This is a genomic window from Variovorax sp. LjRoot84, assembly GCF_964254305.1.
In the GTDB taxonomy this organism is placed as follows: domain Bacteria; phylum Pseudomonadota; class Gammaproteobacteria; order Burkholderiales; family Burkholderiaceae_C; genus Variovorax.
The window spans coordinates 34,458-47,767 of the sequence record NZ_CAXUTE020000003.1 but is presented as its reverse complement, the minus strand read 5'-3'; the positions used below and the strand labels follow the sequence as shown (position 1 = coordinate 47,767).

Sequence of the window (13,310 nt, the reverse complement as noted above, 5' to 3'; positions counted from 1 at the left end):
CCTTGGTGAATCCCGCAGTTTTGCGGCTACCGCCATATCCATCAATACAATGAAATGTCTAGAAGAAAATAAGCAGTATGCATAGTGAAAAACTGGACATGAACTTGCTTCGCCTGTTCGAAGCGGTGTACCGCCTGGGTAGCGTCAGCCGCGCTGCCGATGCGCTGGGACTGTCCCAGCCGGCAGCCAGCCAAGGGTTGACGCGACTGCGGCTTGCCCTGGGCGATGCGCTGTTCGTGCGCGCCAACGGGCGCATGCGGCCGACGCTGCGGGCGGAGCGGCTGGCAAGCGTCGTGCAGCCGGCCGTGGCCGCCATCGAGGATGAGCTGCGGGACGAAGACACGTTCGATCCGTCGCGCTCGCGAATGACCGTTCGGCTGCACATGAACGACATCGGCGAGGCCCGGTTGCTGCCGGAACTGATGGCGGCCTTGCACCGCCAGGCACCCGGCATGCGGGTGCATACGACCCCGCTGCCGCACGGGGAGATCGCCGATGCCCTCGAGACCGGGGCCATTCATTTCGCGCTCGGCTTTCTGCCTTCGGTCAGCGGAACGGAGCGCGTCGAGTTGCTGCGGGACCGCTATGCGGTGGTGGTGCGGGCCGGACATCCGATGGCGAAGGCCTCGAACGCGTCGGATGTCCGCATGACGATCCAGGACTTGCGGCGCCTGGAATACGTGGCCGTCCGCTCGCACTCGGAGACCTTCCGCATCCTGCAGCAGCTCGGCCTTGATGGCAGGCTGGTCTTGAACTCGGCGCACTTCCTTGCGCTGCCGGCCATCATTGCGCGCACGGATTTCGCCGTCGTGATGCCTCAGGCGATCGCGCGCAGGTTCATAGACCCGAAGCGCTACGCGGTGCTTCCGGCGGAGCTTCCCCGCAGCACCTTCACTGTGTCGATTCACTGGAGCCGCCGCTTCGAGTCGGATCCGGCGCACCACTGGATCCGAAACCTTTTCATCGGCCTTTTCAAGGACAAAGGACGCTGACGCCGGGGTGATGCGCCCTCGTCGAGGTGTAGTGCAGCTGTTGCAGGAAGCCTTGGGCGAGATGCATGCGACCTGCACGATCGGCGTGCCTGTAACACCACGAAGTCGGGCCGCGTCAGAACGAGGTCCGCGCCCGGTGACTCCAGAAGGCGAACGTAGACGTCGTCCGCAGCCAGCGCACGATCACTGGCCTTGGCTGAAACTTGCCGAAGATTCTGCCGCGACCCATTGCTCCACCAGCCCACGAAAATGCCCGAGCGCGCCATCAAACGGCGGCACGGCATGCATCTTCATTCCCGGTGTTGCCTGCAACGCCCGATATTGCGCCGTGATGGTGTCCTGATCCTCATGGAAGGCCCGAACAAGGGTGGCATACATGTGGTCGACTGTCTCTGGCGCGCGTTCAAAGTCTGCGCTCTGGCAGGACTGCTGGAAGAAGTAGTGGGTGCTGGTCTCGGTCTCCGGCGTGAGGGTCTGGCAACTCAGCAGCCGGACGGTGCGGGCTTCGTCGTCGGGTGCCGCGATGGGACGTCCACCCGAGTCCATCAACAGCGTTCCGGGCAACACGAAGTCATAGTCGAACCACCGCTCGTACATTTCGTCTCGCAGGCCAACACGAAAACTCTTCCAGTAGGGTGAAGGCGGCACATCGCTGACCCGGCGCGACACCTTCAACCCGACCTGGCGGCCGTCCGGTATCAAAAGCCGATCGATCTTCTGGCGTGATCGCGCGATCTCCGGAGAGCCCCCGAGGGTGTTGGCGTGCACGTAGCTCAGATGCGAGAAATCCAGCAGGTTGTCGCATATGAGCAGGTACGGGACCTCATAGTGCATGTAGCCCGGCTTGTTGCACCATTGCGGATCATCGTTGGCGAAGTTGTCCGGCAACAGCGCCTCATCCGCGCGCTCCGGGTCACCCATCCAAACGAAGATCCAACGGTTCTTCTCGACCACCGGGTAGCTCTTGATTTTCAGGTACGAGGGCACCCGCTCCATCCCGGGGACCTCGACGCACTGGCCGCCGCAATCGAACTTCAGCCCGTGGTAGCCGCAGCGCACCGCGTCGCCCTCGCGGGCACCGCGCGACAATGGCAGCAGGCGATGGCAGCAACGGTCCTGAAGAGCGCTGAGGCTGCCATCCTGCTTGCGCATCAGAAGAATGGGCTCGCTCAGCACCGTGCGCGTGAACAGCGCGTCGGCGCCTACTTCGTGGGACCAAGCGATGACATACCAGAGGTTGCGGATAAACACGCTCGCTTCTCCTTTGGGTCTTATTGCGGCTCGATGCCGATCTCTCGGATGCGGCGCGTGATGATGTCGAACTCGCCGCGATAGTTGGTGCGGAATTGCACCGGCGTGGTGGCCATCACTTCCAGGCCGCGATCGACGACGGCGGCATCCACATCCGGCAAGGCCAGGATGGTCCGGATCTCTTGAATGAGCTTTTGCAGCACCGGCTGCGGCGTCTTGCCTGGGGCGATGAAGCAGATCCATACCGCTGCATCGAAGATCGGATCGTCGATTCCCTGTTCCCGCAAGGTAGGGACGCCGGGAAGTGCCTTCGAACGCTCCCGTCCCAGAATGGCCAGGGGCGTGATCTTTCCCGCGAGTACGTGCTGCTTGGCCAGACCGGCCGAGCTCAGGCCGAGGCTGATCGTCTTGGACAACAGATCCTGCAGCACGGGGCCTTCGCCGCGCTGGGGAATATGAACCATGTTCGCACCCAGGCGCTGACTCAAGGCCTCGCCGGCAATGTGGCCGAGGCTGCCTATCCCCCACGAACCGTAGCTCAGCTGACCCTTGTGCTGCGCAGCGTATTGGCGCAGTTCGGCGATGTTCTTGACCGGCAGATCCGGGTTGGCGCTGATGAGTGCGGGACTGAACACCGCCTGCGTCATCAGCGCCAGGTCGCGCTGGGGGTCGTATGGAAGCGCCTTGAACAACGCCACGTTGTTGATCAGCGAATCGCCGAGGGTCACGCCCAGCGTGTAGCCGTCGGGCGGTGCCTTCGCCACTTCCGACACACCCAGCGCACCCGATGCGCCGGTGCGGTTGTCCACCACGACGGGCTGGCCGAGTGTCTTGGACAGGCGGTCACCCACCATGCGGGCGATGAAGTCCGAAGCTCCACCTGCAGGATAGGCCACGACGATGCGTATCGGGCGTGTAGGAAAGCTCGGCTGGGCGCTTGCGGCCAGTGGCGCCAGGGCGGCGGCGGCGAGCATTTGGTTCATCATGCGGCGGTCCATGGGGATGTCTCCTCTTGCCGTCGGAGGGCGGCGTCCCGGAACTCTAGGCGTCGTCACAGCGCGCGTCTGTACCCAGCGATTGGCACGGGGAATCCCCTATATCAAGCCCCCACGCCAAAGTCATCCGACTGTGGACGTTCAGCTTGGCATAGGCGCGCTTTCTCAGCGTGAGCACCGTCGAGGTGGCAATGCCCAGATCCTGGGCGATGCCGTCCGTGCTGAGGCCCGCCGCAATGCGCGCCGCGACTTCCAGTTCGCGTTTCGAGAGTCTGTCCGACTGCTGCCCCAGGCGGATGGACGCCATCGCCACGCGATTCGCATCCGAAGCCCGGGACTTCGAATCCAGCCGCGACTGCAACACAGCCCGCACGATCGGCGCCACCGTGCGCAGGCGAGCGAGTTCATCGGATTCGAATTCGCCGGCCGCTGTGTGCCTGTACAGGTTGAGCGCGTAGGCTCGATGGTCAGCTCCTGCGAAGACCAGGCTCACCCGTCCGGCCAATCGTTCGCGCACGAAGATCTCGTTGCGCCAGTCCCGGTTGGGAATGTCGCGCTGGCGGTAGTGGAACATGTCCACTCTAGGCGCTTTCTCGCTCACAGAAGTCAGTTCGCCGGCCAACGCGGTGACCTCGTCTTCTCGGAAGAAGGCGAACCGGTACAGCGAAAAGCAGCGCGCCGTGGTGTCCTGGACTTGCGAGCTCCGCGCATGCCCTTCGAGCTGCCTTGGCGCGCCGCCGCCCGCGTACTCCACCAGCGAGATGTACTCCACCGGCACCAGATGCGCGATGAATCGCAATGCAGCAAGCGCGGGCGGCCCGGCGCGAAGGTGGTCGAGGAGGGCAATCATCGCCGCGGACGGCACCGTGCTGTCTTCGTCTATTCCGACTCGCGCCCAGTGATTCGCCATGTAGCGGCTCCGACCTATGTGAATGTCTTGAGTGCCGTCGCCGGGTTGCAGGCGGCCGCCGGTGCTGGTGAATGTCCTGCCTCGAGCAGCTTGCGCGCCGCCATGTGGTCCTGGGGCGCGTTCACGCTCTCTACACAGGCCAGTCGCCCCTGAGGCGTGTAGTGCAGGATGGAGAATGCGTCCCCCCGCGCGCCAGGACGCAGGTGCCGCACCGACTGCGCGGGCATGCAGCCCGCCATCTGCAGGCGCATGCTGCCCTGTTCAGACCAGAACCAAGGAAGCGCCGCGTACGGCGCTGGCCGATCAAGCACCGTGGCCACCGCGGTGCGTGCCTGGTCGTGCGCATTCTGTACCGACTCCAGTCGGCGATCGCTCCCTTCCCCCGACAGCGGGAAGCGCGCGCAATCGCCAATCGCCAGGATGCGTGTGTCGCTGCTGCGCATGAATGCATCGACCACGACGCCATCTCGGCAGTCCAGGCCTGCCGCCTGCGCCAGCGTGGTTTCTGGCCTGGCGCCAATGCCGATGATCAGCAGGTCCAGCGGCAGCCGCTGCGCGCCCAGATGGATCGCCTGCAATCTCGCCTGAGCAACCTCGAAGTCGCTCACCTTCTCGCCCAGGCGGATGTCCACGCCCGCGGCGCGATGGCTGAGCAGCACATGCTCGGCCATCTCCGGCGACAGCGAGCGCGAGAGCAGGCGCGGCGCGGCCTCCAGCACGGTCACCTGGCGGCCCAGGCCCTGCGCGGTGGCGGCGATCTCCAGACCGATGAATCCGCCCCCCAGCACCACCACCTGCTGGGCCTCGCCCAACAGCGTGCGCAGCGCGCGGGCATCAGCGGCGGTACGCAACAGCACTACGTTGCTGAGCCCGCTGGGCAGGCCCGGCAGCTCGCGCGCACGCGTGCCGGTGGCCAGAACGAGCACGCCATAAGGCAGGCTTCGGCCGCCGGCCAGGCGCACGACACGCGCCTCCCGATCGACCGCTTCAGCGGCCGTCCCGAGGTGGAGCTCGATGCCCGCTTCGGGGTACCAGGCTTCGCCGCGAATGGACTGGGCTAGCTCGTCTGGTCGCTTGAGGAAGCTCTTGGATAGCGGCGGGCGCTGGTAGGGCAGGTCCGGCTCCTCGCACACCAGATGCACCCGCGCGCCCTGTGCGGCCTCGGCCATGCCGGCGCAGAACTGCGCCGCCGCATGGCCGCCGCCAATGACCACGATGTCGCGTTCCATGTGAGTTCAGGATTCAGTAGTGGATGACCGCGCGAATCGATTTGCCCTGGTGCATCAGATCGAAGGCATCGTTGATGCCGGTGAGCGGCATCGTGTGCGTGACGAAGGGTGCGAGCTGGATTCGCCCGGCCATCGCGTCTTCCACCATGCCTGGCAACTGGCTGCGGCCCTTCACACCCCCGAAGGCAGTCCCCAGCCACCGGCGGCCGGTCACGAGCTGGAAGGGGCGGGTGGAGATCTCCTGTCCCGCGCCGGCCACGCCGATGACGACCGATTGGCCCCAGCCGCGGTGCGCGCACTCCAGCGCCGCGCGCATCACCTGCACATTGCCGATGCACTCGAAGCTGTGATCCACGCCCCAGCCCGTCATCTCGACGATCACCTGCTGGATGGGCTTGCCGTGCTCCTTGGGGTTCACGCAGTCGGTGGCGCCGAAGGTCCTGGCAAGCTCGAACTTCGACGGGTTGGTGTCGATTGCGATGATGCGGCCGGCCTTGGCCAGCTTGGCGCCCTGGAGCACGGCCAGGCCGATGCCGCCGAGGCCGAAGACCGCGACCGTGTCGCCCTCCTGCACCTTGGCAGTGTTCTTCACCGCGCCCAGGCCGGTGGTCACGCCGCAGCCCAGCAGGCAGACCTGTTCGGGATTGGCGTCGGGGCTGATCTTCGCGAGCGAGACCTCGGCCACCACCGTGTACTCGCTGAAGGTGGAGCAGCCCATGTAGTGATAGACCGGCTGGCCGTTGTAGCTGAAGCGCGTGGTCCCATCGGGCATCACGCCCTTGCCCTGGGTGGCGCGCACGGCCACGCACAGGTTGGTCTTGCCCGACTTGCAGAACAGGCATTCACCGCATTCGGCGGTGTACAGCGGGATGACGTGATCGCCCGGCTTGACGCTTGTGATGCCTCCGCCCGTCTCCACCACGATGCCTGCGCCCTCGTGGCCCAGCACGGCGGGGAACAGGCCCTCCGGGTCATCGCCCGAGAGCGTGAAGGCATCGGTGTGGCACACGCCGGTGTGGGTGATCTTCACCAGCACCTCGCCCTTCTTCGGCGGCGCGACGTCGATCTCGACGATCTGCAGGGGCTTGCCGGCCTCGAAGGCAACGGCGGCTCGGGATCTCATGGGATGGTTCCTTGGAATGGAAAGAGACGATGCTGTGTCGCAGAGTGCCCCGCGAGGACGCTCAGGCTTTGCTGGCCTTGGGTCGCCCACTGCGCTTGACCGGCGCTTGCATGCGCGCCACATAGCGGTCGGTGGCAGCTTCGACCTCAGGCAAGTTCTCGTGCAGTCGGCGCAGCAGGGCGATCAGCACTTCGCGTTCCTCACTGCTGAGTACGGAGAGCAAGGCGCGTTCACGTTCCAGCGCAACGCCGATGATCTGGTCATGCAGCGCCCGGCCTTCCTCGGTGAGGGTGGCCACGCGCGCACGGCCGTCCGCGGGATCCGGTGCGATGCGAATCAGGCCCCGCGCCTCCATGCCGGAAAAACAGCGGCTCACTGAGGCCTTGTCCATCCCGATGATGCGACACACCTTGTTGGCAGAGATCGTGGGTTCGATCGCCAGCAGCACCAGGCAGCGCCAGGTCTCGATGCCGACGCCGAAGCTGCGCAGGTAATGCTGCGAGGCGCCGCGCGAGAGCTTGTTGGCGATCCAGGTGAAGAAGGCCGGAACGTAGCGTTCCAGGTCGATGGATACGTGCCGGGTAGAGCTGGTGCGAGTAGAAGGCATGCGCGTCAGTGTGGCCCATGTCGTGCCGGCCGGAGCGGAGCTCATTGCTGCGCCTCGGGCAGATGCAGCACGAGCCCGTCCAGCGCGTCGTCCAGCCGGATCTGACAAGACAATCGACTGTTCGCCCGACGCTCGGCGGCGGTGCATTCGAGCATCTCCAACTCGTTGGAAAGCGCCTCGGGCAGCCGGGCCGTCCAGGCGTCGTCGACATACACATGGCAGGTGGCGCACATGGCCGAGCCGCCGCACTCGGCGATGATGCCGGACAGGCCGGCACCCGTGGCGACCTGCATCGCGGTGTGGCCGACTGGCGCCTGAACATCGCGCTCGCTGCCATCGGCCAGGATGAATCGGATCGTGGGCATGGTGTCTCCTTCGAATGCCTGCGTCAGTACGCTCTCAGACAGGGATAAGCCGCAGCGGCAGCGTGTCCAGCGCGCGCAACGTGTTGTTGAGCCGGCGGGTGTGCGCGCCGGTGATCTCGATGGCCTTGACGCGGCGCGCGAGTGCCTGCAGCACCACCTCGCCTTCCAGCCGTGCGATGACTTGCCCCACGCAGCCGTGGATGCCCGAGCCGAAGGCCATGTGGCCGGTCGGTCGGCGACCGACGTCGTACCGATCCGGCTCAGGCCACTTGCGCGGGTCCCGGTTGGCCGAGGCGAGCATGCACAGCACCTTGGTGTCGGCCGCCAACGCAACACCGGCCATCTCGCAGTCGCGCGAGGCCGTACGGAAGAAAGTTTGCGCAGTGGATTCCCACCGCAGCGCCTCTTCGAAGGCGGGGCGGGCAAGCTGCGGATCGGCATGCAGTTTCGCGTATTCGGCCGGATGGTGTGCCAGCGCGAACACGGCGTTGCCGATGCCGTTGATGGTCGTGTCCACCCCCGCCGAGAGGAAGGATCGCACCAGCATCGGCGCCTGTTCGTGAGAGATGTCGCCAGCGTCGGCTGCCTGGTAGATCTGGTCGCCGAAGCCGCCCGGGCGAAGGTGATCGCGCTGGCAGTGGGCCATGATCCAGTCGGTCACCGCGACGACGCGCTCCGCGCTCTTGGCCAGCAGTTCGTTGCGCGGCCCCATCGAATTGAAGATCATGTCGCCATAAAGCAGGAGGTTCTCGCGCCCGGCTTCCTCCACGCCCACCGCGTCGGGGAACACCTTGAGCGGATAGACCTGCGCCAGGTCGTGGATGCCATCGATCTCGCCCTTGGCGACGCATCGCTCGACCAGGGCCTCGGCCTCCTGGGCGAAGCGATCGCGGATCTGCATCACCGTCTTGGGACTGAGGATGCGCGAGAGCACTGTGCGCGTCTGTGTATGCAGCGGCGGGTCGGCCTCCAGGATCAGGCTGCGGGGCCGGAAGGGCGTCTCCCTGTTGAAGTTGGTCAGGCCGACGCCGGCGCCCGAGATGAAGGTGGCGTGGTCGTTGAGCACGGCCCGCACTTCGTCGTGGCGCGCACACGCCACCACCGAGGGATACGGTGCCAGGCGCACGACCGGCCCGGCCTCGCGCATGCGTTCGTGCATCGGATATGGGTCGATCAGGTTCGCCGACGCATAGGGGTCGATGTCGAGAACCGGGATGTCGAGTTCGGAACTGAGGGTCGTCATGTCGGGGCTCCTTCACGTTCAATGGACTGCCATGCCCACATGGCGCTCCAAGGTGGCTTCGTCCGTGCGCAGGACCGCGGCGGGTGCTTCATGCACCACGTGGCCGTGGTCCAGGATGAGGGCACGGTCGGCATAGGCCAGCACCTCGCTGACCTGCTGCTCCACGATGAGCACGGTGATGTTGGTTTCGCTTGCCAGTCGGCCAAAGGCAGCAAGCAATTCCTGGCGGATGATGGGCGCCAGGCCTTCCAAAGGTTCGTCCAGCAGTAGCAAGCGGGGCCGCCCGAGCAGGGTGCGGGCGACGGAGAGCATCTGCTGCTCGCCACCCGAGAGCTGCGCCCCGCCGTTGTGACGGCGCTCGGCCAGGCGCGGGAAGAACGCGTAGGCTTCGGCCAGCGCGGCGCGCGGTCGTTGCTTCAGGCCCGCCAGCAGGTTCTCCTCCACGCTCAGCGAGGGAAAGATGTCGCGCGTTTGCGGCACGTAGCCTAGGCCGCGTTGCGCGCGCTGGTGTGGCGCCAGGCCGGTCATGTCCTCACCATCGAACACGATACGACCGGAAGACAGCCGCGCCAGGCCCATGATGGCCCGCAGAGTGGTGCTCTTGCCTACACCGTTGCGGCCGATCATGGCCAATCGCTCGCCGGGCTGGACGGTGAAGCTCAGCCGGTCGAGGATGGTGGTCGGCCCGTAGCCCGCAACCACTTGGTCGAACTGCAGCAGGGGAGAGATCATGGCAGTCCGTGCCCCAGGTAGGCGGCGCGCACTCGGGCGTCGCCTCGGATTTGTTCGGGAGTCCCTGCGGCCAGCACAGCCCCTTCGGCCAGCACCACGATGCGGTGTGCGAATCGGAAGACGAGGTCCATGTCGTGCTCGATGATGAGTACGCCCAGCTCTGGCGGCAGCGCATCCAGTGCTGCCAGAAGCCGGTGGCCGTCGTCTCGTGGCACGCCGGCCATGGGCTCGTCCAACAAGAGCACACGGGGGCGCAGGGCCAGCGCGAGTGCCATCTCCACCAACCGCTGCTCGCCGTACGCCAGCTGGCCGGTCGGCACGGTTGCATGGTTCGCCAAGCCGAAGGTGGCCAATATGGCGCGCGCCTCGTCGGCCAGCGCTGGATAGGCTTCGACCGGGCGCCATGCACGGTGGGCCAGGCCCTCGCGCTCGAACAGCGCGAGCTCCACCTGCCGCTGCACCGGAAGGTGCGGCGCCAATGTGGTGATCTGGAACGTACGGACGAGCCCGGAGCGCACGCGTCGCGCCTGGCTTTGCGACGTGACATCCTCCCCGGCGAGGCGCACGCGCCCGGCGGAAGGTGCAATGACGCCGCTGATCAGGTTGACCAGCGTGGTCTTTCCCGCGCCGTTGGGTCCAATCAGTGCAATGCGTTCTCCCGGCGCGATGGTCAGCGAGACGCCGCGCGTGACGTGCAGCCCGCCGAAATGCTTTTCCAGTGATTCGACCTGCAGCAGCGGCGTCATGGCAGAACCTCTTGCGATGAGGCGAGCGGCGCACGACGTCCGGCAGCGCCCAGGCGCGCGCGCAGCCGCGGCCACAGCACGCGAGGCGGCGCGAGCACCACTGCCATCAGGGCCAGTCCCACCGCGAACAGCCAGTGGTAGGGGTTGATGGAAGCGGCCGTGTGATGCAGCAGCGTGAAGATGAGCGCGCCGACCAGTGCGCCGTGCAAGCGCCCCGCGCCGCCCAGCACCAGCATGACCAGGATTTCGGCGGAGAGGCCGAAGCCCAGGCTGTCCAGCCCGATGATGGCGTTGGTCTGTGCTGCCAGGGCGCCCGCGGCGCCGGCCAGGGCGCCGGCCGCGGTATAGATGGCGAGCAGCCGCGCGCGCACCGGCGTGCCCAGAGCTGCCATGCGAGCCCGGCTCTCATGGATGCCGCGCACCGACAGGCCGAAGGGCGAGGCGACCAGCCGCTGCGCCAGGTACAGCCCCAGCGCGAGCACCGCGATGGCGTAGAAAGCCGCGGTACGTCCTTCCAGGTCGAAGGCGAACAAGCCGAGCAACGGCGCCATCGAGAAGCCTGACAGCCCGTCGTCGCCACCCGTCCAGCCGCGCCACTTCTGCGCCAGCGCCAGCAGGATCTGGGCGAAGGCCACGGTGAGCATCAGGAAAGTGAAGCCTTGGTAGCGCAGCAGCAAGGCGCCTGATACCAGCGCTACCGCTGCGCCGGCCGCGACGCCCACCAGCAATCCCAGCAGAGGATCGGCCTGCACATGGAGCGCAAACAGCGCGGCCGCGTATCCGCCAACGCCATACAGAGCCGCATGACCCAGCGTGGCCAGGCCGGCCACGCCCACGACCAGGTCAAGGGAGACAACCAGCAGCGCCATGACGGCGATGCGCACGATCAGGCCCAACTGCTCGGGGAGCAGCAGCCCGACTCCCACGCCCAGGATCAGCACGACCAGGGGAGCACGCCAGGCGGGCGCGGTGCGCAAGCTGTTCGGGGTCATCGCTTCAGCAGCCCACTGGGACGCCAGGCAAGCAGCAGCGCCATGGCAAGGAAGAAGAAGAGGCTGCCCCAGTCGGAAGCCCAGTACTTGCTGGCCGTCTCCACCGTTCCCAGAACCAGGGCCGCAGCCAACGTGCCGCCGATGCTGCCCATGCCTCCCACGGCGACTACCACCAGCACAAGCACCAGGTACTTGAGCGCGTAGTACGGCTCCAGAGGCATCAGCTCCGCGCCGAGAATTCCTCCCAGGCCCGCCAGCGCCGCGCCGGCGGCGAAACTCAGGCACTGCACGCGGCGAATCGGGATGCCCAAGGTTGCGGAGGTCTCCGCATGGTCCACCGCTGCGCGCAGCCACACCCCGAAGCGGGTGCGCAGCACGGTGTAGGTGGCCGCGCCGGCGACCCCCAAGCCCGCAGCGATGACCAACAGCCGCTGTGCCGGCAGGGTGCGAAAGCCCAGATCCACCGGTTGCGCGAGCAGGGGCGGCAGCGCGATGAGCTGTACCTGCGGGCCAGCGATGGCATTGGTGGCGGCGATCAGGAAGAAGGTCAGTCCAATGGTGAACAGTACCTGGTCCAGTTCCTTGCGGCGATACAGGTGGCGCAGCACCAGCATCTCCAGCAGCGCTCCCAAGGCACCGGCGGCCAGCACCGCCAGCGGCAGAGCCAGCCAAAAGCTCCAGCCCACCTCACGCGTGAGCCATGCCGCCGCATAGCCACCCACCATCGCGAAGGCGCCGTGCGCGAGATTGACAAAACGCATCAGCCCCAGCGTGACGGACATGCCCACGGCGATGACGAACAGCACCATGCCGTAGGCCACACCGTCAATGCCGACGTTCAGGATCGTGCCCACTCGAAGCCTCCGCGTTGCTTCGTTACTTGGTCTCGAGGCCGAGGTCGGGCTGCGGGCCAAAGCTCTGCAGTTCGCGGTTGACCAGCATGCCGCCTGCTTTTTCAACCTTGCGCAGGTACACGTTCTGCACGATGTGGCGCGTCTTTGGATCGATGCTCACCGGTCCGCGCGGACTGTCCCATTGAAGTGTTTTGGCGGCGGCAAGCGCCTTGGGGCCGTCCTTGCGACCACCAGTGGCCTCGATCATCTTGTGGATCACGTGCATGCCGTCCCATGCACCCACCGAGGCGTAGTTGGGGACTGCCTGCGCATCGGCGGTCTTGAGTGCGGCGATGAACTTCTGGTTGGCCGGCGAATCGTGCGCGGCCGAGTAGTGGAAGGCGGTGGTCAGGCCCAGCGCCGCATCGCCGAACTTCTGCAGATCGAATTCATCCGTCTCCGCTGTCCCGAGGAACTGAACGCCGGCCTTCGCAAGTCCGTTCTCGTTGTAGGCCTTCACGAAGCCCAGGTTCGATGGCCCACCCGGCAGGAAGGTGTAGACCGCCTGCGCGCCGCTGGCCTTGATCCGTTGAACGAAGGGCGCGAAGTCGGTGGTGGCGATCGGCATGCGAATGCTCTCCACCACCGTTCCGCCCTGGCGGGTGAACTCGGCCTTGAAGGCTGCTTCGCCGTCCAGGCCGGGGGCGAAGTCGGTCACCGCGGTGACCACCTTCTTGAGTCCCTGCCCAGCCGCCCATCTGGCCAGCGGCACCGTCACCTGCCACAGCGTGTAGGAGGTTCGGATGAAGTAGTCGGACTTCTCCGTGATAGCCGATGTGGCGGCATTGAAGATAACGGTGGGCGTTTGCGACTGCTGGATCAGCGGCGCCACTGCCATCGCGTTAGGCGTGAACACGAAGCCGCCGAGGTAGTCCACCTTGTCCTTGACGATGAGCTCCTGAGCCAGGCTCTTGGCCAGGCCCGGGTTGGGGCCACCCGTGTCACGGTAGATGAATTCAATGGAATGGCCAGCCAGCTTGCCACCTTGCGCATCCACGTAGGCCTGAGCGCTTGCCTTGAACAGCGTGCCGTAGTGGGCGAAGGGCCCGGAGAACGGGCCAACGATGCCCACCTTGACAGTGGATTGCGCCAGAGCCGGCAGCGCTGCCCCGCCGAGTGCCAACGCCGCGCACCATGCCGCCGCGCAACGCCGTGTGGTCTTGCTCATGCCTTGTCTCCTGTCTTTGTGGAATGGTCGTCGCGGGCCTTCAGAGCGACATGACGATCAGACG

The 13,310-nt window shown here is 66.1% G+C and carries 14 protein-coding genes; 1 reads left to right on the top strand and 13 read right to left on the bottom strand.

Annotation, left to right across the window (positions count from 1 at the left end; translation table 11 throughout):
• Positions 1–77 precede the first annotated feature (77 nt).
• Positions 78–992: a LysR family transcriptional regulator gene (locus tag ACSQ9I_RS38505; protein WP_436317170.1), complete on the top strand. Its 915-nt coding sequence runs from the start codon at positions 78–80 to the stop codon at positions 990–992.
• A gap of 183 nt (positions 993–1,175) precedes the next feature.
• Here ACSQ9I_RS38505 and ACSQ9I_RS38500 read toward each other — a convergent pair whose 3' ends face one another.
• From ACSQ9I_RS38500 to ACSQ9I_RS38440, 13 genes are all read right to left on the bottom strand, one after another.
• Positions 1,176–2,243 carry a Rieske 2Fe-2S domain-containing protein gene (locus ACSQ9I_RS38500; protein WP_436317169.1) on the bottom strand — a complete coding sequence of 356 codons (1,068 nt, stop codon included), beginning with the start codon at positions 2,241–2,243 and terminating at the stop codon, positions 1,176–1,178.
• A gap of 20 nt (positions 2,244–2,263) precedes the next feature.
• Positions 2,264–3,241, bottom strand: a complete 978-nt coding sequence (locus ACSQ9I_RS38495) for a Bug family tripartite tricarboxylate transporter substrate binding protein (RefSeq protein ID WP_436317168.1) — start codon at positions 3,239–3,241, stop codon at positions 2,264–2,266.
• Between the two features lie 43 nt (positions 3,242–3,284).
• Positions 3,285–4,148, bottom strand: a complete 864-nt coding sequence (locus tag ACSQ9I_RS38490) for a helix-turn-helix transcriptional regulator (RefSeq protein ID WP_436317167.1) — start codon at positions 4,146–4,148, stop codon at positions 3,285–3,287.
• 14 nt (positions 4,149–4,162) lie between these two features.
• On the bottom strand, positions 4,163–5,377 hold the full coding sequence (locus ACSQ9I_RS38485; RefSeq protein WP_436317166.1) for an NAD(P)/FAD-dependent oxidoreductase: 1,215 nt from the start codon (positions 5,375–5,377) through the stop codon (positions 4,163–4,165).
• A 13-nt stretch (positions 5,378–5,390) separates the two neighbouring features.
• A complete protein-coding gene (locus tag ACSQ9I_RS38480) occupies positions 5,391–6,500 on the bottom strand; it encodes an S-(hydroxymethyl)glutathione dehydrogenase/class III alcohol dehydrogenase (RefSeq protein WP_436317165.1) in 1,110 nt (369 codons plus the stop codon).
• Positions 6,501–6,561: 61 nt separating this feature from the next.
• The gene (locus ACSQ9I_RS38475; RefSeq protein WP_436317164.1) at positions 6,562–7,152 is read right to left on the bottom strand and encodes a MarR family winged helix-turn-helix transcriptional regulator; all 591 of its coding nucleotides are present in this window, start codon (positions 7,150–7,152) and stop codon (positions 6,562–6,564) included.
• The gene (locus ACSQ9I_RS38470; protein WP_436317163.1) at positions 7,149–7,472 is read right to left on the bottom strand and encodes a 2Fe-2S iron-sulfur cluster-binding protein; all 324 of its coding nucleotides are present in this window, start codon (positions 7,470–7,472) and stop codon (positions 7,149–7,151) included. The genes ACSQ9I_RS38475 and ACSQ9I_RS38470 overlap by 4 nt, the downstream gene beginning before the upstream one ends.
• A 34-nt stretch (positions 7,473–7,506) precedes the next feature.
• Positions 7,507–8,715, bottom strand: coding sequence for a cytochrome P450 (locus tag ACSQ9I_RS38465; RefSeq protein WP_436317162.1), 1,209 nt, complete (start codon positions 8,713–8,715; stop codon positions 7,507–7,509).
• Positions 8,716–8,733: 18 nt separating this feature from the next.
• Positions 8,734–9,447, bottom strand: coding sequence for an ABC transporter ATP-binding protein (locus tag ACSQ9I_RS38460; RefSeq protein ID WP_436317161.1), 714 nt, complete (start codon positions 9,445–9,447; stop codon positions 8,734–8,736).
• Positions 9,444–10,193, bottom strand: a complete 750-nt coding sequence (locus tag ACSQ9I_RS38455; RefSeq protein ID WP_436317160.1) for an ABC transporter ATP-binding protein — start codon at positions 10,191–10,193, stop codon at positions 9,444–9,446. The genes ACSQ9I_RS38460 and ACSQ9I_RS38455 overlap by 4 nt, the downstream gene beginning before the upstream one ends.
• On the bottom strand, positions 10,190–11,185 hold the full coding sequence (locus tag ACSQ9I_RS38450; protein WP_436317159.1) for a branched-chain amino acid ABC transporter permease: 996 nt from the start codon (positions 11,183–11,185) through the stop codon (positions 10,190–10,192). The genes ACSQ9I_RS38455 and ACSQ9I_RS38450 overlap by 4 nt, the downstream gene beginning before the upstream one ends.
• The gene (locus ACSQ9I_RS38445; RefSeq protein ID WP_436317158.1) at positions 11,182–12,039 is read right to left on the bottom strand and encodes a branched-chain amino acid ABC transporter permease; all 858 of its coding nucleotides are present in this window, start codon (positions 12,037–12,039) and stop codon (positions 11,182–11,184) included. The genes ACSQ9I_RS38450 and ACSQ9I_RS38445 overlap by 4 nt, the downstream gene beginning before the upstream one ends.
• Before the next feature lie 22 nt (positions 12,040–12,061).
• On the bottom strand, positions 12,062–13,246 hold the full coding sequence (locus ACSQ9I_RS38440) for an ABC transporter substrate-binding protein (RefSeq protein ID WP_436317157.1): 1,185 nt from the start codon (positions 13,244–13,246) through the stop codon (positions 12,062–12,064).
• Positions 13,247–13,310 lie beyond the last annotated feature (64 nt).